Raw genomic sequence first — 24,134 nt, 5'->3', positions numbered from 1 at the left:
ACCTCACCACTACCGACAAATATAAACTTTACTTTCATCAACCGTTTTACCAAAGGTGATTGAACATGAAAGCCCCTGCTCTTTATCTACTGGTACACTGACTTCGGGCGGAATATCATTCGTTCGAATAAATAGCTGACTACCTTGTCCAACAATGCCCACATTATGACCATGATGATCTACTACATCATAACCAAAAATAAGAGGCGAGCCATCAGGACGCTGCGCTTTAATAAACCATGGTTTACGCTGGTCGGTATCAAAATTCACTAGCACGACGGCCCCTCGGTACGGGGCGGCAACTTTACGGTTACCGCGTAATTCCGCTTCACTGCTACTTTGCGACACATCAAGCATAAGATGGTTTTCGCGATATGGCGTAAGGTTGTCATAAACCACCGTTCCTTTTTTATTGGTGGTCCGATATTTTTGGCCGTTAACGTAGGCTCCTTCAAGTCCCGGAGCCTGCATAGTCGCAAAGGTATCTGAAAGCCGGCTGGATAAATTCAACCCGCCACTCCAGGCTACAACCCCACCGGAAATACTTCCGCCGGTCTGAGTATAATTGGACGACTGGCTGTAACTACCATTAAGCGTTGCAACGGGCGTATTCCAGGTTAAATTCGTCCCCGCAGTGGTCTCACTATCGTGTCGCTGATGACTAACATTCACGCCGTAATTAAATTGATCGCGACTGCCTGCCGTACCGGTTAAACCAATATTGTTTGAGGTAAATCCATCATCATCAAAGGTCGTCGAGTTCGACACATTCAGATGACGCCGCGGGGTAGTAATACCGTCCCCCCAGTCAAAGGGAATTGAAATAAACAGGTTAAAACGTTTATCTTCATTATGATCCTCGTCGTAAGTCTGACTGGCGGATAACGTATAATTAATTTTCTGGAACGTATTGGAATAGCTTATTTGATAATCTTTACTGGTGCCGCTACGTCCCCAGTAATCACGCCATAATGCACTCAGTGATACTGCGCCCCATCCTTCTGGCAAGGATTGGCTCACATTAGCTGAAAACGTATTTTTACGCCCAAAATCGTTTTGATAATAATCAGCAATATCGTATACATCATTCTTATCGCGACGATAGTTATTTTTATTATTGGCCCAGACATGATCGTTAAATGTGCGGTAATCCTGTGATGAATACCGATACGCAGCCAGACCAAACCGAGTTAATGTTTGGGTCAGGTATTTATTATAAGCAATCTGATAACTCTGACCATCAAATACATCGCCATTATCCTGTTTACTGTGCGATCGCGTAGCGTCAAGCGAAATGGCGCCAATCCGGGTATTCCACCCCGTGCCGAGGGTAAACGCATTATAATGGTTCGATAGCATCGTACCGCCATAAAGCGTCAACAGGTTATTAAGGCCATACTGATAACTGATTTGTGTAAAATCGGCCTGATTATCGGCGCCTTCAATATGACTACGGCCAGCGGAAAAATCATACTTAGAGACGCCAGGCTGCAACATGTTCGGTACGGAAGCGTAAGGCACCAGCCAGGTATTTATCGAACCATCCGCCTCACGCACGGTGACATCAAGATCCGCGCCACCGCCCGCGAGTTGCAGATCCGCAATGGAAAAGGGGCCAGGAGGAACCTCTTTCTGATAAACAACGAATCCGTTCTGTTCGATGGTTACCAAAGCGTTAGTCTGTGCAATCCCCTGCACCAACGGCGTAAAATTCTGTTTCGAGTTTGGCAACATTTGCATATCGCGGAACAGGCGAACGCCGGTAAATCTCACAGAATCAAAAATCTCTGACGAGGTATACTGATCCCCGGCGCGTAATGTGCCGAGGAGCTCAGCGATACCGCGCTCCAGATACAATGTGTTGCTTTTCCACTCACCGCTGCTGCCATCGGTTTTATTAAATGTGGTATCCGCATGCGCTTGCCAGCCCAACAGATTGAAACCGCTATTGAACCGAACGTAAGTACTTTCACTACTGCCAGAATTCTTATAGTCACTGTAATACTGGCTGGCATAGTAAGAAGTATAAAATGCATTGATGCCGCGATCCCAGTTTTCAGGCAATACATAACCCGCCTCGACCTCATTTACATAGGCCTGGGGAACGCTCAAATCCAGCCGAAAAACTCCAATATTAAAAGTATAGCCACCGCTTCTCACGACATCTTTTAACGCAATACAATCCGTTGCTCCCTGCGGTTGCAGACCATCGCTTATCACTCCAATATTTTTCAACAACTCAGTTGAAATACACGTGCTACCGGGTTCATCGGCAACAATGATATCGTATTTACCTCGCCATTGATTGTTGACATAAATATCCAGTTCGTACTGTCCCGGAATTGGCTTATTCTCATCCAGATGGAAATTTGTTATTTTTTGATCTCTCATTCCCCCCACCATAAAATGGGTATCAAACGTTTCCGTCGCGATAGCCTGCGTTTGCCAGGTAAACAGAGTCAATAAAACAAGCGAAGCGATGGGCGTCATCCTTAGCATGATGAACTCCTGTTTATTTTACATTGATTTTGCTACTAATATAGTTACCATTATCATCAATAATTGTTACTTCATACTGGCTTGTTGACGCATATTTCATGTTAATATTTTGCGTCGATAGCGGTGGCAGCATGATAGTTTGATCATTAATCTTAGTATTTCCTGCTTTTACATCCGTCACGGTAATCCAGTTTGCAGTATCATTTTTCATGATGACAGTTTTATTACTGCGAAATAAACCAATCCGCTGAAAACTGTCTTTGGTTACGGCGGCAATTCGACTGGGGCGCCATATTAATTTTATTCGATTCTGCATTGTGAATTTAAGCACATTTTTACCGGCGTTTTCCTGGCTGTTTGGTGGAATATCAAGCACATTCAGATAAAACAGACTTTCTTTGTTGTCCGGTAAGCTATTAGGCATTTTCTTGATTTTGATCTGCTGACCAGACTCAGCGGCAACGCGCGCCACTGGCGGCGTCAGCATAAATGGCACCTGAATTTTTTCTGGCGGTAATGAAGTGTTACCGTCATCAATCCAGGACTGTACCAGCGAAGCTTGCTCGCCCTGATTCACCAATTGTACAACGACTTCTTTCTTCTCTGCCGGGTAAATCACACGCGTACCATAAATAACAATACCAGCATGCGCAGGCAAAATTATGGCAGATAATAATACTGCAGATAATATTTTCATATTTACACGGCCTTGCTTATAAAAAACCGGCGACGAACGCCGCCGGTTGAATAAATTAGTCAGTAACAACCGTTAAAGTCAGTGTTGAGCTAACATCACCAGAAGCAACATCACCGTCTAAACGCGCATAGCGTGCTAAAAAAGTCAGGTCGTATTCACCGCTGCTATTTGGAGCTAGTGTCACCCCCGTCTCTGGATCAATCTGATTATCCGTACTTCCGTAGTAAACCGCAAAACCGACACCTTTGGCAGACCCGTTATTAAATGTGATATCGTGGCTGTCAAATTGCGTTGAAGAGAAGGTAATACGCGGCGCTACACCCTGTTGACATTTTATTTTCAACGGCATCTGAGTTTGATTAGTTACTGCGTCATAAATCTGACCCGGGGTTAAATTAATTATTTTATCCGCACCAATTTCATTCAGTCTAATTTCAGCGGTGTTCGTACCCAAAAATTGACAGGTAGTACCAACCACCTTTCCGTTAATATTCAGAACGCCTGAATCATACTCATCAGCAGCAAAAACCCCAGCGCTCATAAATACAGCAGACAATACAGAAGCAGCAATAAGTGAACGTTTCATAATCTCTTCCTTAATGAAGTAATTTCTATTTGTTAAGAGTTATTAACCCTTGCAAAGAAAATTCTCATAGACAGGAGGTTATCGCAATGTAAACACGATGTTTTGTTGATTTAAAACAATTTACATATTGCAATATAATTGCAACAAATAATCATTGCTTATCATTATTTTGTAAACTTATTAATTTCCGAAATTTACTGCCCTTAAATATAAATACAACAAATAAAAAAGCCCATATCATTGATATCAATGATATGGGCCTGCGGAATTAATAAGAATTAGTCGTAATGATTAACAACAATCTGTCGGGTGCTATCACCAGGCACCGTGTATAGCTGCGTTGTCACACCTCTCATCGGCGTAGCGGCGGGTGTTTGCAGAGTTGAAACGTGGATAGTGTTGCCGCAACGCTGCTGCAACTGTGCGTTTACCACTTCTGTACTGCACGTTGGCGCGGTCACTTTTCCACTGATGGTTAATGTTGCGGTGTCGGAGGCAAAAACAGGTACGCTTATCCCATAAGCCGAAACTATAATTCCCATCAGCAAATATTTTTTCATAGTGAGTAATTGTTCCTCTGGTGAACGTCAAACAGTATGCAGGCCGTCCTGATGAGCAGTATGAACGTATCGATACCTTAAAACCAATTGAAAAAATAAATCAGTAGGATAAGTATGATCAATTCAAATAATGTTTTTGCCGATTATTTCAGATAAACACCTGTCTGTTTAAGCAGGAATTAACAATGCGGGGGCTATTATTTTATTAATACATTCACTGCATCAATATATATTAATGCAGTGAATGTCATATTCTCTTTGGAATACGTCAGGAGGATTACACCGCGCGGAAGGCGATTTCACCCGGAATCACTTCACCCTGCCAGTAAAGCTGTGCCGCAACGCGATCGGCCAGTTCGCGATAGATCGCGGTAAACTCGCTCTCCGGACGGCTAACCACCGTCGGCGTACCACGATCGAGATCTTCGCGCAGACTAATATGCAGCGGCATCTGACCCAGAAGCTGAGTATGGTATTTTTCCGCCAGCTTCTGCGCGCCGCCCGTGCCGAAGATCGGTTCGTGATGGCCGCAGTTGCTACAAATATGCATACTCATATTTTCCACAATGCCGAGCACCGGCACTTCCACCTTCTCGAACATCACGATACCTTTTTTGGCGTCGATTAGCGCGATATCCTGCGGCGTAGTCACCACCACCGCGCCAGTAACAGGAATGTTCTGCGCCAGCGTTAGCTGAATATCCCCGGTTCCCGGCGGCATATCCAGTACCAGATAATCCAGATCCGGCCACAGCGTCTCCTGCAACATCTGCATCAGCGCCTTACTGGCCATTGGGCCGCGCCATACCATCGCGTTATCGTCAGTCACCAGATAGCCGATCGAGTTGGTCGCCAGGCCGTGAGACATAATCGGCGCCATATGCGTACCGTCTGGCGATGTCGGGCGCTGATCTTCTGCGCCAAGCATGGTTGGGATCGACGGACCGTAAATATCGGCATCGAGAACCCCGACCTTTGCGCCTTCAGCCGCTAACGCCAGCGCCAGGTTTACCGCCGTGGACGATTTACCCACCCCGCCTTTACCGGAGCTCACGGCAATGATGTTTTTCACGCCATTAATGCCAGGCTGATTTTTGACGCGTTTCAGCGTCGCAATGTTGTACGACAGTTTCCAGTCGATCGCTTTTGCGCCCGTAATACGTAACAGATCGGCGCTGCATTGCTCTTTTAAGACCTCAAACGCGCTGTTCCAGACGAACGGCATGACCAGCTCAACGTGCAGCGTATCATCCATCCAGGCGACGTGGTGCAACGCCTTAAGCGTGGTGAGGTTATGCTTCAGGGTTGGGTGCTGAAAATTCGCCAGCGTCCCGGCGACCATCGCTCGCAGGGTATCTGGTGATTTGGCCTGGGATTGTTCGTTCATCCCGACTCCTTTTGTAGTTCTGAAAAGTACGATTGTAACTTTGTAGTTTACTCCAGCGGTAACAATTATTCATTTACGGATAAATGCCCTTATCGATTGGCGCAGTAATTACCATTTTGGTACTATCAAAGCCCTTTTTTACAACAGAAGAAGTAATACCCACTATGACTCAAGTCGCGAAGAAAATTCTGGTAACGTGCGCGCTGCCGTACGCCAACGGCTCTATCCACCTCGGCCATATGCTGGAGCACATCCAAGCTGATGTCTGGGTCCGTTACCAGCGAATGCGCGGCCATGAGGTTAACTTCATCTGTGCCGATGACGCTCATGGCACGCCGATCATGCTGAAAGCGCAGCAGCTTGGTATTACGCCGGAGCAAATGATCGGTGAAATGAGCCAGGAGCACCAGACCGATTTCGCCGGTTTTAATATTAGCTACGACAACTATCACTCAACGCACAGCGACGAGAATCGCGAGCTGTCCGAGCTGATTTATACGCGCCTGAAAGAGAACGGTTTTATTAAGAACCGCACCATCTCTCAACTCTACGATCCGGAAAAAGGCATGTTCCTGCCGGACCGATTTGTGAAAGGCACCTGCCCGAAATGTAAATCCGCAGACCAGTACGGCGATAACTGTGAAGTGTGCGGCGCGACCTACAGCCCGACCGAACTTATCGAACCGAAATCCGTGGTGTCCGGCGCGACGCCGGTAATGCGTGACTCCGAGCACTTTTTCTTTGACCTGCCGTCATTCAGCGAAATGTTGCAGGCGTGGACCCGCAGCGGCGCGCTGCAGGAGCAGGTGGCGAACAAAATGCAGGAGTGGTTTGAATCCGGCCTGCAACAGTGGGACATTTCCCGCGACGCGCCGTATTTTGGTTTCGAAATCCCGAACGCGCCGGGCAAATATTTCTACGTCTGGCTGGACGCGCCGATTGGCTATATGGGCTCCTTCAAAAATCTGTGCGATAAGCGCGGTGACACGACCAGTTTTGATGAGTACTGGAAAAAAGACTCCGATGCCGAGCTGTACCACTTTATCGGCAAAGATATCGTCTATTTCCACAGCCTGTTCTGGCCTGCCATGCTGGAAGGCAGCCACTTCCGTAAGCCGACCAACCTGTTCGTTCACGGTTACGTGACGGTGAACGGCGCGAAGATGTCTAAGTCTCGCGGCACCTTTATTAAGGCCAGCACCTGGCTGAAACACTTTGACGCCGACAGCCTGCGCTACTACTACACCGCGAAGCTTTCTTCACGCATTGATGACATCGACCTGAACCTGGAAGACTTTGTCCAGCGCGTCAATGCCGATATCGTCAATAAAGTAGTCAACCTGGCCTCGCGTAACGCCGGTTTTATCAATAAGCGTTTCGACGGCGTGCTGGCGGCTGAACTGGCCGATCCGCAATTGTACAAAACCTTTACTGACGCCGCTGCGGTGATTGGCGAAGCATGGGAAAGCCGTGAATTCGGCAAAGCTATCCGTGAGATTATGGCGCTGGCCGACGTCGCTAACCGTTATGTTGACGAGCAAGCGCCGTGGGTGGTGGCTAAACAGGAAGGCCGCGACGCTGACCTGCAGGCCATTTGCTCGATGGGCATCAACCTGTTCCGCGTGCTGATGACGTATCTGAAACCGGTACTGCCGACGCTTTCTGAACGCGTTGAAGCCTTCCTGAACAGCGAACTGAACTGGGATGCCATCGAACAGCCGCTGCTCAGTCACAAGGTCAACACCTTTAAGGCGCTCTACAATCGCATCGACATGAAGCAAGTTGAAGCGCTGGTTGAAGCGTCTAAAGAAGAGGTGAAAGCCGCAGCCGCGCCGGTTACCGGCCCGTTAGCCGACTTCCCGATTCAGGAAACCATCACCTTTGACGATTTCGCCAAAATTGACCTGCGCGTAGCATTGATTGAAAACGCTGAGTTCGTGGAAGGCTCCGACAAATTGCTGCGTCTGACGCTGGATCTGGGCGGCGAGAAGCGTAACGTCTTCTCCGGCATTCGTTCCGCCTACCCGGACCCGCAGGCGCTGATCGGCCGCCAGACGGTAATGGTCGCCAACCTCGCGCCGCGCAAAATGCGCTTTGGCGTCTCCGAGGGAATGGTGATGGCCGCAGGCCCTGGCGGGAAAGATATCTTCCTGTTAAGCCCTGATGACGGCGCGAAGCCTGGCCAGCAGGTGAAATAAGCAACAAGCCGGAGCATGCTCCGGCTTTTTTAACCGCTTAATCCTGACTGGCATATCGCCTCCTCCGCGCGTTTTAACTTTTTCCTTAATAAGCAATAGCGCTAAGACTCCATATCCGGACTGCTAAATAACGACTAAAAGTCATATTCTATCTCTCCCTGATACATTGCTATTACTGGGTTAAATTAATTCATTGAAATTATTTTAAAAACCCAATCATTATATAAAATGGAGTTTTAGATGAAAATTTCTGGCAAGTTATTGTCCGCGGCTTTGGCTTCCGTACTGGTGTTCTCTCTTGCTGGCTGTGGCGATAAAGAAGAATCAAAGACCTTTAACGCAAACCTGGCGGGGACAGAAATTTCAATTACCTACACCTATAAAGGTGACAAAATCATTAAGCAGACGTCTGAAAGTAAAATCAGCTATGCCACTGTAGGCGCTAAAACGAAAGAAGATGCCGCCAAAATTCTCGATCCGCTGAGCGCGAAATATAAAAATATCGCCGGAGTGGAAGAAAAATTAACCTATGAAGATACCTATGCCCAGGAAAACGTCTCTGTGGATATGGAAAAAGTGGACTTTAAAGCGTTACAGCAAATCTCAGGGACAATGGTGTCCGGCGATACCAGCAAAGGTATCAGCATGAAACAAACCCAGACGCTGCTGGAAGCTGCTGGTTTTAAAGAAGCGAAATAACTGGCAGGCATAATGTATTGCATCGACTGGTAAAGTCGCTCAGGGCGCTGCTTCGGCAGCGTCTTTTCTTTATGAATTCCGAAAAAAGACAGCCTCGCTGTAAGTCCCCTCGCCAAAGCCTATAATCCCTGAATTCCTGGCCACACCAATACTTAACGACAAGGAATTGTTATGCAGGTTCTACGTCTTATGGCACTGCCACTATTCGCGCTCTCTCTATCGGTTAGCATAACTGGCTGCGATCAGAAAAACGATACTCTCCAGGGAAAGCAAAATAACATGACAGCGTTTATCAAGAAGATAGCCGCTAGCAAAGAGTCAGAGGAAACACAACGCTATGTAGGTAATCTCAACGGTATTGAAATCAAGTTAACCTATTACTACAAAGGGGATATCGTTTTACGTCAAATATCTGAACATAAACTACTATAAGACCCTGAAAGCCAATAATAAAGAAGAAGCACAAAAAATGCTGAGTCAAGTCGGCGAAGCTTATCAGGGTATGCCGGGTTTGACTGAACGAATCGACTATTATGATAGCTATGCTACGGAATATGTGGATATTGATTTTACCCAGGCAAAAATAAGCGACCTCTGTAAATTGCCAGGATCATCAATTGACAACTGTTCCGCGTACTATCTGTCAATGATTCGCTCGCAGAAACTGTTGGAAGAGAGCGGGTATCATAGAATCAATTAGTATAATAATGCGTTTTCCCGGTCAGACAGGACGCTGCCGGGAACAATACCGCAGAATTACTTCGCCGCGTGTTCACGGGCCGCCAGACCGCGCAGAAAATAACGCATAAACTGATCGCCGCATTCGCGGAAGTTCTTATGGTCCGGCGCGCGCATCATCGCGGTGATCTCTGGCATTGAGACACGAAACAACTGACCGGTAAGTATCGCCAGGATATCATCTGTTTTTAGCGAAAAGGCAATACGCAGCTTTTTCAGCACAATATTGTTGTTGATACGACGTTCCGCCGTCAATGCAGGCGCCGCCTCATCTTTGCCGCGTTTTTCATAAATGAGGCCATTGAGAAATGAGGACAACACGATATCCGGGCAACGCTGAAACCCCTCTTCCTCTTCTTTGCGCAACCAGATTGCTATCTGCTCCGGCGTAGCATCAACGTTACCCAGCGCCAGGATACGCGCCAGATCGGTATTATTAGCTTTTAAAATGTAGCGCACGCTACGCAGAATATCGTTACTCAGCATGAGGCCTTCGGTCGTTTCTATGGCAAAACGATATTCTAACAGTCTTTTACAGGCCAATCGCCTCTTTTAAACTTTTCAGATAGCGACGGCTTACCGGCACCGTCAGGCCGTTGCGTAAAATCAGCTCTGCCTGCCCATTATCCTCCAGCCGAATTTCCTGCAAATGGGCCATATTCAACAGAAACTGACGATGACAACGCAGTAGCGGCGTCCGGCTTTCCAGCGTGCGCAGCGTCAGCTCGGTAAACCCCTCTTTCCCTTCACTGCTGGTCACATAAACGCCGCTCATACGGCTACTGACAAAGGCGACATCATCCATTTGCAACAAATAGATCCGGCTGTGTCCGGTACAGGGGATGAATTTAAGCGCCTGCTGGTTTTCCGGCAACAACGAAACATCCTGTTTACTGCGCTCCTGACGCAGACGATGTAACGTTTTTTCCAGCCGTTTCTCCTCTATCGGCTTGAGCAGATAATCAAAAGCGTGTTCTTCAAAGGCTTTGATGGCGTATTCGTCAAACGCGGTTAAAAAAACGATATACGGGCGGTGTTCCGGATCAAGCATTCCTACCATCTCCAGTCCACTGATACGCGGCATCTGAATATCCAGAAACAGCACATCAGGTCGCAACTTATGTACCGCGCCAATCGCTTCTACCGCGTTCGCGCACTCTCCCACAATCTCAATGTCATCCTGCCCCTGGAGCAAAATCCGCAGATTTTCCCGCGCTAACGGCTCATCATCCACAATCAGCACTTTAATCATGCGTCCTCCTCCAGTGGAAGTCGTAATGTAATTCGGGTAAAACAGTCCGGCTCGCAAGCCACGCTAATACCATAATCATCGCCAAAGTGTTCGCGCAGACGTTTATCAACCAGACTCATCCCCAGCCCGCTACTGCCGGCGGAAGGCTGATACAGTCCCGCATTATCCTCAATATCTAACATCAAATGCTGCCCTTCGCGCCGGGCGCGAATAGCGACGTTGCCGGTATCAAGCAGTTGCGACGTGCCATGTTTAATGGCGTTCTCAACAATCGGCTGTAATGTAAACGCAGGCAATTTCTGACGTGAAAGCGTCGATGGAACATCAAGCTGTACCTGCAGACGCGACTGAAAACGCGCTTTTTCAATTTGCAGATAAGTGTTTACGTGTTCAATTTCATCCGCCAGCGTGACGATTTCCGACGGGCGTTTTAAATTTTTGCGAAAAAAGGTCGACAAGTACTGCACCAGTTGGCTGGCCTGTTCGCTGTCGCGGCGAATCACCGCTTTAATGGTATTGAGCGCGTTAAACAGAAAATGCGGGTTCACCTGCGCGTGCAACAGCTTGATCTCTGACTGCGTCAGCAACGCCTTCTGCCGTTCATACTGCCCGGCCAGGATCTGCGCGGATAAAAGCTGCGCAATACCCTCTCCCAGGGTGCGGTTAATTGAGCTGAACAGTCGGTTTTTCGCTTCGTACAATTTAATGGTGCCCATGACTCGCTGATTTTCGCCACGCAGCGGGATCACCAGCGTCGAACCGAGTTTACACTGCGGGTGTAGCGAACAGCGGTACGGCACTTCGTTGCCATCGGCATAAACCACCTCTCCGGTCTCAATTGCTTTCAGCGTATAACCTGATGAAATGGGTTTGCCCGGTAGATGGTGATCGTCGCCAATACCAGTAAAAGCCAGCAGTTTTTCACGATCGGTGATGGCGACGGCGCCAATATCCAGCTCCTGATATAACACCTGCGCCACCTTCATACTGTTCACTTCGTTAAATCCCTGACGCAGAATCCCCTCCGTTGACGCGGCGACCTTCAGCGCGGTAGCAGAAAATGCCGAAGTATATTTTTCGAACATGGCGCGCTTATCGAGCAAAATACGCATGAACAGCGCGGCACCAACGGTATTCGTCACCATCATCGGCGCGGCAATATTACTGACCAGATGCAGGGCATCGTTAAACGGCCTGGCTATCAATAAAATAATCAGCATCTGCACCAGTTCGGCAACACACGTAATTGCTCCCGCCGTCAACGGGCTAAACACTTTGTCCGGGCGTCCGCGACGTATGAGAACGCTGTGTACCAACCCGCCCAGCAGCCCTTCGACGATGGTGGAAATCATACAGCTCAGCGCCGTCATGCCGCCCATAGAATACCGATGTAACCCACCGGTCAGACCGACCAGCCCGCCGACGACCGGCCCGCCGAGTAGGCCGCCCATCACCGCGCCAATCGCGCGGGTATTGGCAATTGAATCTTCGATATGCAGCCCAAAATAAGTGCCCATAATGCAGAAGATAGAAAACGTGACGTAACACAGAAGCTTGTGCGGCAGACGAACCGTGACCTGCATAAGCGGGATGAACAGGCGCGTTTTACTCATTAGCCACGCAATGACCAGAAACACGCACATCTGCTGAAGCAGCAGCAACACCAGATTAAACTCGTACATACCCGCAAACCACACTTCAATTAAAAGCGCGTAACATACATTGAGTACGATTAACTTTCTTTGAACTGTTGCATAAAAATATGAATTCGTGAATACGATCACTTAAACGCCGCGCCGCAACCCGCTACTTCGCGTTTTAATGCATAAAAAACAGGCAAAACTTCCTGGTTCCTAAAAGAGCGTCTAAAGTTAAACCGGGACCTCGCGAGCAAGGGTGAAACGATGGCGCTTTACACAATTGGTGAAGTGGCTTTGCTTTGTGATATCAATCCTGTCACGTTGCGCGCGTGGCAGAGACGTTATGGACTTTTAAAACCACAGCGAACGGATGGCGGTCATCGTCTGTTTAACGATGCCGATATCGACAGAATCCGCGAAATCAAGCGCTGGATAGATAACGGCGTCCAGGTCAGCAAAGTCAAAGTGCTGCTCAGTAGCGACAGTAGCGAACAACCTAACGGCTGGCGCGAACAGCAGGAGATCCTGCTGCACTATCTGCAAAGCAGTAATCTGCACAGTTTACGGTTATGGGTCAAAGAACGCGGTCAGGATTATCCAGCCCAAACATTGACCACTAACCTGTTCGTCCCGCTGCGGCGACGATTACAGTGCCAACAACCCGCCCTTCAGGCGCTGCTCGGCATTCTTGACGGTATCCTGATCAACTATATTGCGCTCTGCCTGGCGTCTGCGCGTAAGAAACAGGGAAAAGATGCGTTGGTGATCGGCTGGAATATCCATGATACCACCCGCCTGTGGCTGGAAGGTTGGGTCGCCAGCCAACAGGGATGGCGAATCGACGTGTTGGCGCATTCGCTTAGCCAGTTCCGCCCGGAACTGTTTGACGGCAAGACGTTACTGGTATGGTGCGGAGAAAACCAGACGCTGGCGCAGCAGCAGCAACTCCTGGCATGGCGCGCCCAGGGACGCGACATTCATCCCCTTGGCGTTTAAACAGCAGCTAACAAATTCGCTTTAATGTATACTCCTTTTATTAACATAAGGAGTACATAATGCGCGTAGCGAAAATCGGGGTGATCGCCCTTTTCCTGCTGATGGCTATTGGCGGTATCGGCGGCGTGATGCTGGCAGGTTACAGTTTTATTTTGCGTGCCGGGTAAGCGCGCGCGTCAGCCTTTCAAACAGGCGATCGATAATGATCGCCGCCAGCGCCACCAGCAGCGCCCCCTGGATAACATAGGCCGTATTAAAGCCGCTAAGCCCGATAATGATCGGCGTGCCTAACGTACTGGCCCCCACCGTTGAAGCGATGGTCGCCGTACCAATATTGATAATCATCGAGGTTCGGATGCCCGCCAGAATCACCGGCGCGGCCAGCGGCAGCTCAACCTGATACAACTGTTGGCGACGGCTCATTCCCATACCGCTGGCAACGCTCATCACACTGGCAGGCACCGCGCCCAGCCCGGCCAGGGTCGCCTGCAGGATGGGAAACACCCCATACAGGATCAAGGCGATAATGGCCGGTTGCTGACCAAAACCCATGACGGGTACCGCGATCGCCAGTACCGCGACCGGCGGAAAGGTCTGCCCGACGGCGGCGATAGTCTCCACCAGGGGACGAAACTCCTTCCCACTTTCTCGCGTGACCGCAATCCCTGCGCCGACGCCCACCCCGACGGCAAACAGACTTGAGATGCCCACCAACCAGAAATGGGCGAGCGCGAGGGCGGCAAAACTCTCCTGTTGGTAGACCGGGCGCGGTAAATCGGGAAACAGCGCGGCGAAGAACGGCTGGCTATAAGGCAATCCAAACAGCAGAAGCAAGAACAGAACAATAAGCCAGAGAAGCGGATCACACAGTCGTTTCACGGGGGGACGTCTCCGAAAGCAGATCGCGGAAATGGAGCGTACCGCAGGGCTCGCCCTGCTGATTCGCCACCGGCAGGACGTCGCACCGGCGGGCGACAAACATCGATAGCGCATCGCGTAGCGTCATCTCTTCCACCAGCGCGTCGCCGCTGAGCTGTTCATGCCGACGTACATAATCGCCTACGCTACGTAACGAAAGCAGCCTTACGCCCAGCTCGCTGCGGCCAAAAAACGCCTGCACGAAATCATTTTCCGGCGAGGTCAGCATAGAAAGCGGCGATCCCTGTTGGATAACGTGGCCCCCGTCCATCAGCACCAGATGGTCGGCGAGGCGTAGCGCCTCGTCGATGTCGTGCGTCACCAGTACGATGGTGCGTCCCAGTAGCTGATGAATGCGGGTCATCTCCTGCTGCAATGCGCCGCGCGTTACCGGATCAAGCGCGCCGAAAGGCTCGTCCATCAGCAATACCTGCGGATCGGCAGCCAGCGCCCGCGCAACGCCGACCCGCTGCTGTTGCCCGCCGGAAAGCTGATGCGGATAACGATCGCGTAGCGCGCTTTCCAGACCCAATAATGCCATCAGTTCATCAATACGATCGTTAATCCGCGTACGCGACCACTTTTGTAGTTGCGGTACGGTGGCGATATTTTGCGCCACCGTCCAGTGGGGAAAAAGACCGATAGACTGAATGGCATAGCCCATGCGACGGCGCAGTTCAAGCACCGGCAGGCTGCGGATCTCTTCCCCGGCAAAACGGATCGTTCCGCTATCATGCTCTACCAGCCGGTTAATCATCTTCAGAGTGGTCGATTTTCCCGAACCGGAGGTGCCAATTAACACCGAAAAGCTGCCTTCGCTAAAGTGCAAATTGAGGTCGCTAACAGCCTGTTGATCGCCGAAGGTTTTACTGACATGGTTAAATTCAATCATCGGTTGCTCCCTTCAAAAACGCGATCCATAAATCAAACAGCGCGTCGATCACTACCGCCAGCGCAATCACCGGAATGACGCCCAACAGGACTAAATCAATGGCGCTGCTCAATAGCCCCTGAAACACCAGCGCGCCGAAACCTCCCGCGCCAATCAGCGCGGCGACGACGGCCATTCCCACTGTCTGAACCATTACTACCCGCAGGCTACGTAAAAAGACCGGCAGCGCCAGCGGCAGTTGCACATGCCTGAAGCGCTGGCCGCTACTCATTCCCATTGCTCTTGCGCTCTCCAGCACATCGCGCGGCACCTGATTGAGCCCGGCGACCACGCCGCGCACCAGCGGCAATAACGCATAGAGCACCAGCGCTATCAGTGCAGGCGTCATGCCGGTTCCCGCGACGCCGAATTCGGCAAGCCACGGAAACTGTTTCACCAGCCCGGCCAACGGCGCAATCAGCAGGCCAAACAGCGCGACGGAAGGGATAGTCTGGATCACATTCAGCACGGTAAACACCGGCCCCTGGCGTGAGGCGGAAAAATAACACCAGACGCCCAACGGTAGTCCGATCGCCAGCGCTGGCAGCACCGTGCCCGCCAGTAACATCAAATGTTGCACCAGCGCGGCATCGAAAACATCCTGGCGGTTGGTATACTCTTTCAGAAGCGAGAGGTTGTCGAACGTGCCTGAAAACAGCAGCGCCAGCGGGACAATGACAATTTGCGCGTGCAGCAACCAGCGCCACAGCGGCCCAACGGTAATACGGCGGATCGCATCGCTACAGGCCAGCAGCATCAGACCGAGGCCCAGCCACAATCCACTTCCCAGACTGGTACGCGCCAGCGGGCTGCCCTCCTGCGCCAACTGGGTCGCCGCCCTGCCGACTCCCCACAGCATGACAATAAAAAGCGTCTGCGCCATCATCAGCGTCAGTACGCTACCGCGTTTACCGGGTACAAAGCACAGCGTAAACAGCGCGCATCCCGCGCCAGTCAGCATCCAGATGGTCGCCGGCCAGATCTCCCATAACTGGCGCCCCTCGCCGCTCACCAGACGATTCGGGGCGTAATTAATGAAAGGCAGCGCGACAGCAAGCAAGGTCAGAACAACCAACAGCAACAGCACACGATTAACCGTGATTTTTTTGGCAGCATCACTCACAGATTACTTCACCCACCCTTTTTGTCGGAGGTAATCTGCGGCGACTTTTTTCGCATCCAGCCCTTCTACGGCGATTCTGGCGTTCAACTGTTGCAGCGTTTTCTCATCAAGGCTGGCGAAAACGGGCTGCAGCCAGTCGGCTATCTGCGGATAGGCCTGTAACACCGATTCACGCACAACCGGCGCGGGGGCATAGATAGGCTGGACGCCTTTCGGGTCGCTCAGGGTTTGCAGACCCAGCGCGGCGACCGGGCCGTCGGTGCCATACGCCATCGCGGCGTTAACGCCGGATGTTTGTTGCGCGGCGGCTTTGATCGTGACCGCCGTATCGCCGCCCGCCAGCGACAAGAGCTGGTTCTGATTCAAGGTAAAATCATAGGCTTTTTCAAATGCCGGCAGCGCATCCGCCCGTTCGATAAATTCCGCAGACGCCGCCAGTTTAAAAGTGCCGCCCTCTTTCAGATAACGGCTGAGATCGGCAAGCGAGGAGAGTTTATTTTTTTCCGCGATGTCCTGGCGTACCGCGATGGTCCAGGTGTTGTTGGCCGGCGCAGGCGTCAACCAGACCAGCTTATTCTGCTCCGCATCCAGTTTTTTGACTTTCTCAAAGCCTTGCTTTGCATTTTTCCATGCCGGATCGTTTTCATCTTTAAAAAAGAACGCCCCGTTACCGGTGTATTCCGGATAGATATCCAGCTCTCCGGCGGTAATCGCGCCACGAACGACTGGCGTCGTCCCGAGCTGAATTTTATTGACCGTTTTAACGCCGTGGCTTTCCAGTACCTGCAAAATCATGTTGCCGAGCAGCGCGCCTTCGGTATCAATCTTTGACCCGACCGTCACGGGCGATGCCGCCTGTAGAGGTAAACTCACCGTCGCCAGCAACGCCAGCGAACTTACCCATAGCTTTGAGATCGTCATGATGCTTTCCTCATCCTTTTACGGCCTTTTTCAGAGACTTGAGAAAAAAGCATAGTTGAAAAGTCTGCGTTTAACCTGGGATTTTCCGCCAGTTTAAGTGACGTGGCAGGCAATAAAAGGGGGGACAGGAAAAGTCATTGCCAGACAGGGCGCAGCTATCGCGCCCTGTTGACGGCAGGCTTACAGTAGCTCGAACGATCCTTGTTTAACGCGAGCGGAATCCACGCCGATAAAGACGTTGAACTTGCCGGGTTCCGCGTCATATTTCATCTGCTGATTCCAGAACTTCAACGCCTCGATATCAATCGGGAAACTCACGGTTTTACTTTCGCCGGGCTTGAGGGTGATTTTTTCAAAGCCTTTTAATTGCTTCACCGGGCGGCTCATCGACGCCGTGACATCCTGTAAGTACATCTGGATGACCGTAGCCCCTTCGCGTTTACCGGTGTTCGTGACCTCTACGCTGGCCGTGACTTTGCCGTCGCGTTGCATTGTCGGTGAGGAGAGCGTGACGTCAGACACCGTAAATGTGGTGTAGCTCAGACCGTAACCAAACGGATAGAGCGGGCCATTCGCTTCGTCAAAATAACGTGAGGTGTATTTGTTTGGCTTTTCAGGATTATACGGGCGTCCCGTATTGAGATGGCTGTAATAGACCGGAATTTGTCCCACCGAACGCGGGAAGGAGATCGGCAGTTTGCCTGACGGGTTGTAATCGCCAAACAGCACATCGGCAATGGCGTTGCCGCCTTCCGTCCCGGCAAACCAGGTCTCCAGAATCGCATCGGCCTGTTGATCTTCTTTTACCAGCGCCAGCGGTCTGCCGTTCATTAATACCAGTACCAGCGGCTTACCGGTGGCTTTCAGAGCGGTGATTAAGTCGCGCTGACTCTGCGGAATGGTGATATTGGTACGGCTGGAGGCTTCATGCGCCATCCCCTGCGACTCGCCTACCACCGCGACCACCACATCGGCCTGTTTCGCCGCCTGCACCGCCTCATCAATCATCGCCTGCGGTGAGCGCGGATCGATTTTCACCGCCTCTTCATACAGGTTTAAGAAATCGACGATATCTTTATCGTTAGTGATATTCGCCCCTTTGGCATGGAGGATCTTCGCCCCGTCGCCGACGGCATTTTGAATACCCGCCAGCACCGTCACCGACTGATTCGCGACCCCAGCAGCAGACCAGCTTCCCATTACATCACGTTGACTGTCGGCCAGCGGCCCAACAACGGCAATGGCGCCCGATTTTTTCAGCGGCAGCGTTTCCAGCCGGTTTTTCAGCAGTACCACACTTTCCCGCGCCACTTCCCGCGCCTCTTTACGATGCAGGCGGCTTTCGGCATTGGTGTCCACCGGGTCGCTCTCTTTCGGCCCCAGATGGCTATAGGGGTCGTTAAACAATCCCATGTCATATTTTACGTTGAGCACATGGCGCGTCGCGTCGTCCAGTTCCGCCATCGTCACTTTGCCCGACTTAATCAGACCCGGCAGATATTTGCTGTAATACTCATCCGCCATGCTCATATCCACCCCTGCCTTTAGCGCCACGCGCACCGCATCTTCCGGGTCGGCCGCGGTGCCGTGTTTAATCAGTTCTTTAATAGCGCCGTGGTCGGAAACGGTAATTCCCTTAAAGCCCCACTCATCGCGCAGGACATCTTTCAATAACCAGGAATCTGACGTCGCAGGCGTGCCGTTCAGCGAATTCAGCGCTACCATCACCGCGCCGCTCCCCGCATCCAGCCCCGCTTTGTACGGCGGCATGTAATCATTAAACAGACGCTGGGAACTCATATCCACGGTGTTGTATTCTTTACCGCCTTCAACGGCGCCATAGGCGGCAAAATGTTTCACGCTGGTCATCACCGAGTAGCGATCCGCCGGACTTTTGCCCTGCATCGCTTTCACCATGGTTTCGCCCATGATGGAGGTTAAATATGTATCTTCGCCAAAGCCTTCGGAGGCGCGTCCCCAACGCGGATCGCGGGAGACATCCACCATCGGCGCCCAGGTCATATTCAGACCGTCGTCCGCCGCTTCATACGCCGATACGCGTCCTACGGTTCTTACCGCATCCTGATTAAAAGAAGAAGCCAGACCGAGGCTTATCGGGAAGACGGTTCGCTGGCCGTGTACCACGTCATAGGCAAAAAAGAGAGGAATTTTCAGGCGGCTCAATGCCATCACCTGATCCTGCATTTGACGGATATCCTGGCGGGTGACGGTATTGAAAATCGCCCCTACCTGCCCGTCTTTGATCATCTCGCGAATCGCTTCTTTCGGGTTATCAGGGCCGACGCTAATCAGACGTAACTGACCAATTTTTTCATCGACAGTCATTTTCTTGAGTAAATCGGTGACGAACGCGTCGCGCGCTTCGGGCGTCAGCGGGTGATTGCCAAACAGGTTTTCCGCCAATGCTGGCTGCATCGCCAGACTCACAGCAACACCTACTGAACATAACCATTTCATGTTGAGTCTCTCTTTATCTTTATCCCGACGAGGCGGTAAAAACAGAATAAAAACCGCAGTTTGCCATAAGCCTAAACGCGAGAGGAGAAGAAAGCGAAGGTTATTCTCCTAATTTTCCGCACAGTCGAATACACAACCGCCAGCAAATGGTATCAAGGCGGCAAATGAATACCACCAACACAGAAACAATTTGAATGAGAAAGCGTATTGTCATACAAAGCGCTATGCTTAACGCTGATATTTTGTCCCACCACAAGGAGTGGAGAATGTCTTCCATAACAATGACTGATAATAAAACGTTCCTGAATGAGCTGGCCCGCCTGGTAGGCCATTCTCACCTGCTGACAGACCCCGCCAAAACCGCCCGCTATCGCAAGGGTTTCCGTTCCGGTCAGGGCGACGCGCTGGCCGTTGTTTTCCCGGGTTCATTACTGGAACTGTGGCGTGTGCTCAACGCCTGCGTTAACGCTGACAAAATTATTCTGATGCAGGCCGCCAACACCGGTCTGACGGAAGGCTCCACGCCGAACGGCAACGACTACGATCGCGATATTGTGATTATCAGCACCCAGCGGCTGGATAAGCTGCACTTACTGGATAACGGCCAACAGGTTCTGGCCTGGCCCGGTACGACGCTCTATGTGCTGGAAAAAGCGCTTAAACCGCTGGGCCGTGAACCGCACTCGGTGATTGGTTCGTCGTGTATCGGCGCGTCGGTCATCGGCGGCATCTGTAATAACTCCGGCGGCTCGCTGGTGCAGCGCGGCCCGGCCTATACCGAGATGTCGCTCTTTGCCCGTATTGACGAGCAAGGCAAACTGCAACTGGTCAATCATCTGGGTATCGATCTTGGGCATACCCCGGAGCAGATCCTGAGCAAGCTGGATGATGAACGGATTAAAGATGAGGATGTGCGTCACGATGGTCGTCATGCGCACGATCACGACTATGTGACGCGGGTACGAGATATCAACGCCGATACGCCCGCCCGCTATAACGCCGACCCGGACCGTTTGTTTGAATCTTCCGGCTGCGCCGGGAAACTGGCGGTTTTTGCCGTTCGCCTTGATACCTTTGCAGCGGAAAAAAATCAGCAGGTTTTTTATATCGGCACCAATCAGCCCGCGGTACTGACTGAAATCCGTCGGCATATTCTGGCGAACTTCGTCAATCTGCCAGTGGCGGGAGAATATATGCATCGCGATATCTACGATATTGCGGAGCAGTACGGTAAAGATACCTTTCTGATGATCGATAAACTCGGCACCGACAAGATTCCGTTCTTTTTCACGCTAAAAGGCCGAACCGATGCGATGCTGGAAAAAGTAAAATTTTTCCGTCCGCATTTCACCGACCGCGCGATGCAGAAATTCGGCCACCTGTTTCCCAGCCATCTGCCGCCGCGAATGAAAAACTGGCGCGATAAATATGAGCATCATCTGCTGTTAAAAATGGCGGGAGACGGCGTCGCAGAAGCGCAACGCTGGCTGAATGAATTTTTTAAATCCGCTGAGGGCGGTTTCTTCACCTGTACGCCGGAAGAAGGCAGCAAAGCCTTCCTGCACCGCTTCGCCGCTGCTGGCGCAGCGATTCGTTATCAGGCCGTACACGCTGATGAAGTGGAAGATATCCTGGCGCTGGATATCGCCCTGCGCCGCAACGATACCGACTGGTTCGAGCATCTGCCGCCGGAAATCGACAGCCAACTGGTACATAAACTCTATTACGGTCACTTTATGTGCCACGTTTTTCATCAGGACTATATCGTGAAGAAAGGCGTCGACGTCCATGCGCTGAAAGCGCAAATGCTGGAGCTGTTGCAGGCGCGCGGGGCACAATACCCGGCGGAGCACAACGTTGGACATCTGTATAAAGCGCCGGAAACGCTGACGCGTTTTTATCGGCAAAATGACCCGACCAACAGTATGAACCCCGGTATCGGCAAAACGAGTAAGCGGAAATTCTGGCAGGAAAATACGCCCGACGAAACGCATTAACACCGTGCGGTTTACCGTGAAGCCCGGCGGCGCGATGCCTGCCGGGCCTGCGGCGACTTAATCGTTCTGTGCGGTTTGCGCTCCGGCACTGGCGCTGGCTGCCGCCATTTGCGCGGCTTTTTGCTTTTTATAGCTCAGCGCGGCAGCCGGAACGGGCATGACTTTACCGGTTTCAATCCATGTACGCAGGCGGCTGGCGTCCGCAAAGTGGGTATATTTGCCGAACGCGTCCATGACCACCAGCGCGACCGGTTTGTTATTGATTACGGTACGCATCACCAGGCAATGCCCCGCCGCATTGGTAAATCCGGTTTTCGTTAACTGGATATTCCAGTTATCACGGTAGACCAAATGGTTGGTATTGCGAAACGGCAGCGTATACGCCGGATGCGAGAATGTCGCCATGTCTTCGCGCGTGGTGCTTAGCTGGCCAATCAGCGGGTATTGCTTCGTGGCAATCAGCAATTTTGTTAAATCCCGCGCGGTCGAGACGTTATGAATCGACAGCCCCGTCGGCTCAACGAAGCGGGTATGCGTCATGCCCAGCGCTTTCGCCTTCGCATTCATTGCTTTAATAAACGCGTTATAACCGCCAGGATAATAGTGCGCCAGGCTTGCCGCCGCACAGTTTTCGGATGACATCAACGCCAGCAGCAACATATTTTTGCGGCTAATTTCGCTGTTCAGGCGCACGCGGGAGTAAACCCCTTTCATTTCCGGCGTCTGGCTGATATCGACCTTCAGTATTTCATCCAGCGGCAATCGCGCGTCGAGCACGACCATCGCTGTCATTAATTTGGTTATCGAGGCAATCGGACGCACCAGATCCGGGTGGTTCGAATAGATCACTTTATTGGTGTTGAGATCAACAATCATTGCGCTACCGGAGGCAATCTCAGGTTGAGACGCCGCGGTTGTCGCTGCCGTTTTCGCCACAGCCTGCGGGGCAAAAGGAACGGCCAACATCAGAGCAAGGCTCAGGAATGAAGCTCGGAATTTCAGCATGATGAGATTTCTGATAATGATTCACGCGCGTCGTAACGCACACCGCCTGAGCTAAGATTATACTCAAGCTAGCAGTGGCATCATAGCGGCACGCCAGCGTTGCCGCTACAGAAGAATCGTCAGCAAATGCTGCATTGCTGGCTTTTGCGCCAGCCCTTTTTCGCATCAGAACAGGCGGTAGCCGTATCCCCACAGGATCACGGTAATCGCCAGTAGCACCTCCAGGACCAGCACGCCGATAGCGAGCGTCGAACTGGAGAAGCTTAATCCTTCCTCTCTATTAATGTTAAGGAAAGTCGGAATACCCAAATACAGCAAATAGCCGGTGTAAAAGAGCGCGACAGCGCCGACCAGTGCGCATAGCCATACCAGGGGATAGAGCGCCACCAGACCACTTAAAAACAGCGGCGTTGCGACATAGCCGGCAAAAACCATACAGCGCGCAAGCGATGGCCGTTGCGGATAGTTTCGCGCCATCCACCAGATGACGCGTCCCATCACCGCGACGCCCGCCAGCATCACGCCGTAGAACAAGACCGCCAGCGCAAAAGCGGTAAACAGCGAGAGTTGTAACACGTTGCCGTCGCCAAAATTCCAGCCGATTTGCGTCGTGCCGATAAAGGCGCAGACGACGGGAATCGCCGCCATCAGCAAAACATGGTGCGTATAGTGATGCGAAACGGTTTCGTTTTCGCTTTTGATCACCTACATTTCCCGATCGGGATGGGAAAAAAGCCCCCATACATGGTTCATACTGCCCCCTTCTGCTGCCTCAGATGCCAGTATGTTCAAGTATAATTCAGTTTCTGGTTATTTTATGAGCAATGGCAAAATAGTCTCCGGCAAAACGTCGGCTTTGCCTCGCACGCCTCTTGCCAGGGTGTATGCTTAATGCCGGAGGTGGTTTACGCATGGATATCAACACGCTTATTACGCATTATGGCTATGCGGCGCTGGTTATCGGCAGTATGGCCGAAGGTGAAACCGTTACCCTGTTGGGGGGCGTCGCGGCGCATCAGGGATTACTCAAGTTTCCGCTGGTGGCGGCGGCTGTCGCGCTGGGAGGGATGATGGGCGATCAGCTACTTTACCTGTTAGGACGATGCTATGGCGGGAAGATCCTGCGTCGTTTCCCGCGTTATCATATGAAGATTCGTCGCGCGCAGAAAATGATCCAACGCCATCCGTATCTGTTTGTGATCGGCACGCGTTTTATGTATGGCTTCCGGGTGGTTGGCCCGTTGCTGATTGGCGCCAGCCGCCTGCCGCCTAAAATTTTTCTGCCGCTGAATATTGTAGGCGCGCTGATCTGGGCGCTGCTGTTTACCACGCTGGGATATCTTGGCGGCGAGGTGATCGCGCCATGGCTGCACGACCTCGATCAGCATCTCAGGCACGGAGTCTGGCTGATTCTGGCCATCGTCCTGGTGGTGGGCGTGCGCTGGTGGCTGAAAAGACGCGGCAAAGCGGAGGCCCGTTAAACCCGATGGTATCCGGATGGCCTAACGC

The 24,134-nt window shown here is 51.5% G+C and carries 21 protein-coding genes and 1 pseudogene; 7 read left to right on the top strand and 15 right to left on the bottom strand.

Translation table 11 applies throughout. The annotated features are described in order from the left end of the window. Positions 1–9 precede the first annotated feature (9 nt). From ACLJRU_RS05075 to apbC, 5 genes are all read right to left on the bottom strand, one after another. Positions 10–2,499: a fimbrial biogenesis outer membrane usher protein gene (locus ACLJRU_RS05075; protein WP_023235693.1), complete on the bottom strand. Its 2,490-nt coding sequence runs from the start codon at positions 2,497–2,499 to the stop codon at positions 10–12. Positions 2,500–2,512: 13 nt separating this feature from the next. Continuing rightward, positions 2,513–3,196, bottom strand: a complete 684-nt coding sequence (gene stcB, locus ACLJRU_RS05070) for a fimbrial biogenesis chaperone StcB (protein WP_023235061.1) — start codon at positions 3,194–3,196, stop codon at positions 2,513–2,515. A gap of 55 nt (positions 3,197–3,251) precedes the next feature. After that, the gene (yehD, locus tag ACLJRU_RS05065; protein WP_000830693.1) at positions 3,252–3,782 is read right to left on the bottom strand and encodes a fimbrial protein YehD; all 531 of its coding nucleotides are present in this window, start codon (positions 3,780–3,782) and stop codon (positions 3,252–3,254) included. A gap of 278 nt (positions 3,783–4,060) precedes the next feature. Further along, positions 4,061–4,342, bottom strand: coding sequence for a YehE family protein (locus ACLJRU_RS05060; protein ID WP_000760404.1), 282 nt, complete (start codon positions 4,340–4,342; stop codon positions 4,061–4,063). Positions 4,343–4,619: 277 nt separating this feature from the next. Beyond that, the gene (gene apbC / locus ACLJRU_RS05055) at positions 4,620–5,729 is read right to left on the bottom strand and encodes an iron-sulfur cluster carrier protein ApbC (RefSeq protein ID WP_001005424.1); all 1,110 of its coding nucleotides are present in this window, start codon (positions 5,727–5,729) and stop codon (positions 4,620–4,622) included. A gap of 164 nt (positions 5,730–5,893) precedes the next feature. On the opposite strand from apbC, the gene metG reads away from it, so the two are divergent. The 3 genes and pseudogenes from metG to ACLJRU_RS05040 all read left to right on the top strand — a co-directional run bounded on the left by metG (position 5,894) and on the right by ACLJRU_RS05040 (position 9,326). Then, on the top strand, positions 5,894–7,927 hold the full coding sequence (metG, locus tag ACLJRU_RS05050; RefSeq protein WP_000195340.1) for a methionine--tRNA ligase: 2,034 nt from the start codon (positions 5,894–5,896) through the stop codon (positions 7,925–7,927). 240 nt (positions 7,928–8,167) lie between these two features. Next, positions 8,168–8,626: a YehR family lipoprotein gene (locus ACLJRU_RS05045; protein WP_000703137.1), complete on the top strand. Its 459-nt coding sequence runs from the start codon at positions 8,168–8,170 to the stop codon at positions 8,624–8,626. A 171-nt stretch (positions 8,627–8,797) separates the two neighbouring features. Continuing rightward, positions 8,798–9,326 (top strand): annotated as a pseudogene (locus ACLJRU_RS05040) (YehR family lipoprotein). A gap of 56 nt (positions 9,327–9,382) precedes the next feature. Here ACLJRU_RS05040 and ACLJRU_RS05035 read toward each other — a convergent pair. Genes ACLJRU_RS05035 through ACLJRU_RS05025 form a run of 3 tightly spaced genes read right to left on the bottom strand, consistent with a single transcriptional unit; the run spans position 9,383 to position 12,298 of the window. Next, positions 9,383–9,850: a DUF1456 family protein gene (locus tag ACLJRU_RS05035; RefSeq protein ID WP_000950413.1), complete on the bottom strand. Its 468-nt coding sequence runs from the start codon at positions 9,848–9,850 to the stop codon at positions 9,383–9,385. Positions 9,851–9,896: 46 nt separating this feature from the next. Further along, on the bottom strand, positions 9,897–10,616 hold the full coding sequence (btsR, locus tag ACLJRU_RS05030; RefSeq protein ID WP_023235062.1) for a two-component system response regulator BtsR: 720 nt from the start codon (positions 10,614–10,616) through the stop codon (positions 9,897–9,899). Beyond that, positions 10,613–12,298: a sensor histidine kinase gene (locus ACLJRU_RS05025; protein WP_023235063.1), complete on the bottom strand. Its 1,686-nt coding sequence runs from the start codon at positions 12,296–12,298 to the stop codon at positions 10,613–10,615. Before ACLJRU_RS05025 ends, btsR begins: the two co-directional genes overlap by 4 nt. Positions 12,299–12,520: 222 nt before the next feature. Between ACLJRU_RS05025 and mlrA the strand changes: the two genes are divergently transcribed. Then, positions 12,521–13,252 carry an HTH-type transcriptional regulator MlrA gene (gene mlrA / locus ACLJRU_RS05020; protein ID WP_001240418.1) on the top strand — a complete coding sequence of 244 codons (732 nt, stop codon included), beginning with the start codon at positions 12,521–12,523 and terminating at the stop codon, positions 13,250–13,252. Between the two features lie 59 nt (positions 13,253–13,311). Next, positions 13,312–13,419 (top strand): protein YohO, encoded by a 108-nt coding sequence (locus ACLJRU_RS05015; RefSeq protein WP_001261696.1) that lies wholly within the window; start codon positions 13,312–13,314, stop codon positions 13,417–13,419. Here the strand turns inward: ACLJRU_RS05015 and ACLJRU_RS05010 are convergent. The 5 genes from ACLJRU_RS05010 to bglX form a co-directional block, all read right to left on the bottom strand. Beyond that, complete coding sequence (locus ACLJRU_RS05010) at positions 13,400–14,131, bottom strand: ABC transporter permease (protein ID WP_023235064.1); 732 nt, start codon at positions 14,129–14,131, stop codon at positions 13,400–13,402. The two genes, ACLJRU_RS05015 and ACLJRU_RS05010, sit on opposite strands and share 20 nt — an antisense overlap. Beyond that, on the bottom strand, positions 14,115–15,062 hold the full coding sequence (locus ACLJRU_RS05005; RefSeq protein ID WP_000569173.1) for an ABC transporter ATP-binding protein: 948 nt from the start codon (positions 15,060–15,062) through the stop codon (positions 14,115–14,117). The genes ACLJRU_RS05010 and ACLJRU_RS05005 overlap by 17 nt, the downstream gene beginning before the upstream one ends. Then, positions 15,055–16,224: an ABC transporter permease gene (locus tag ACLJRU_RS05000; RefSeq protein WP_001278120.1), complete on the bottom strand. Its 1,170-nt coding sequence runs from the start codon at positions 16,222–16,224 to the stop codon at positions 15,055–15,057. Before ACLJRU_RS05000 ends, ACLJRU_RS05005 begins: the two co-directional genes overlap by 8 nt. A gap of 3 nt (positions 16,225–16,227) precedes the next feature. Further along, complete coding sequence (locus tag ACLJRU_RS04995; protein WP_000155876.1) at positions 16,228–17,145, bottom strand: ABC transporter substrate-binding protein; 918 nt, start codon at positions 17,143–17,145, stop codon at positions 16,228–16,230. 180 nt (positions 17,146–17,325) lie between these two features. Further along, positions 17,326–19,623, bottom strand: coding sequence for a beta-glucosidase BglX (bglX, locus tag ACLJRU_RS04990; RefSeq protein WP_001540422.1), 2,298 nt, complete (start codon positions 19,621–19,623; stop codon positions 17,326–17,328). Between the two features lie 266 nt (positions 19,624–19,889). Between bglX and dld the strand changes: the two genes are divergently transcribed. After that, positions 19,890–21,620, top strand: a complete 1,731-nt coding sequence (gene dld, locus ACLJRU_RS04985; protein ID WP_001540423.1) for a D-lactate dehydrogenase — start codon at positions 19,890–19,892, stop codon at positions 21,618–21,620. A 57-nt stretch (positions 21,621–21,677) separates the two neighbouring features. On the opposite strand, the gene pbpG is transcribed toward dld, so the two are convergent. Further along, on the bottom strand, positions 21,678–22,625 hold the full coding sequence (gene pbpG, locus ACLJRU_RS04980) for a D-alanyl-D-alanine endopeptidase (RefSeq protein ID WP_187790652.1): 948 nt from the start codon (positions 22,623–22,625) through the stop codon (positions 21,678–21,680). Positions 22,626–22,790: 165 nt separating this feature from the next. Then, complete coding sequence (locus ACLJRU_RS04975) at positions 22,791–23,330, bottom strand: Yip1 family protein (RefSeq protein WP_001540428.1); 540 nt, start codon at positions 23,328–23,330, stop codon at positions 22,791–22,793. A 206-nt stretch (positions 23,331–23,536) separates the two neighbouring features. On the opposite strand from ACLJRU_RS04975, the gene ACLJRU_RS04970 reads away from it, so the two are divergent. Next, positions 23,537–24,106 carry a DedA family protein gene (locus ACLJRU_RS04970; protein ID WP_001535296.1) on the top strand — a complete coding sequence of 190 codons (570 nt, stop codon included), beginning with the start codon at positions 23,537–23,539 and terminating at the stop codon, positions 24,104–24,106. The last annotated feature ends 28 nt before the right edge of the window (positions 24,107–24,134 follow it).

Origin of the sequence: Salmonella sp. SAL00653 (genome assembly GCF_046552515.1) — a bacterium.
GTDB classification, from domain to species: domain Bacteria; phylum Pseudomonadota; class Gammaproteobacteria; order Enterobacterales; family Enterobacteriaceae; genus Salmonella; species Salmonella enterica.
Note: the sequence above shows the minus strand (reverse complement) of the source record. Positions and strands in the feature narration are given on the sequence as shown.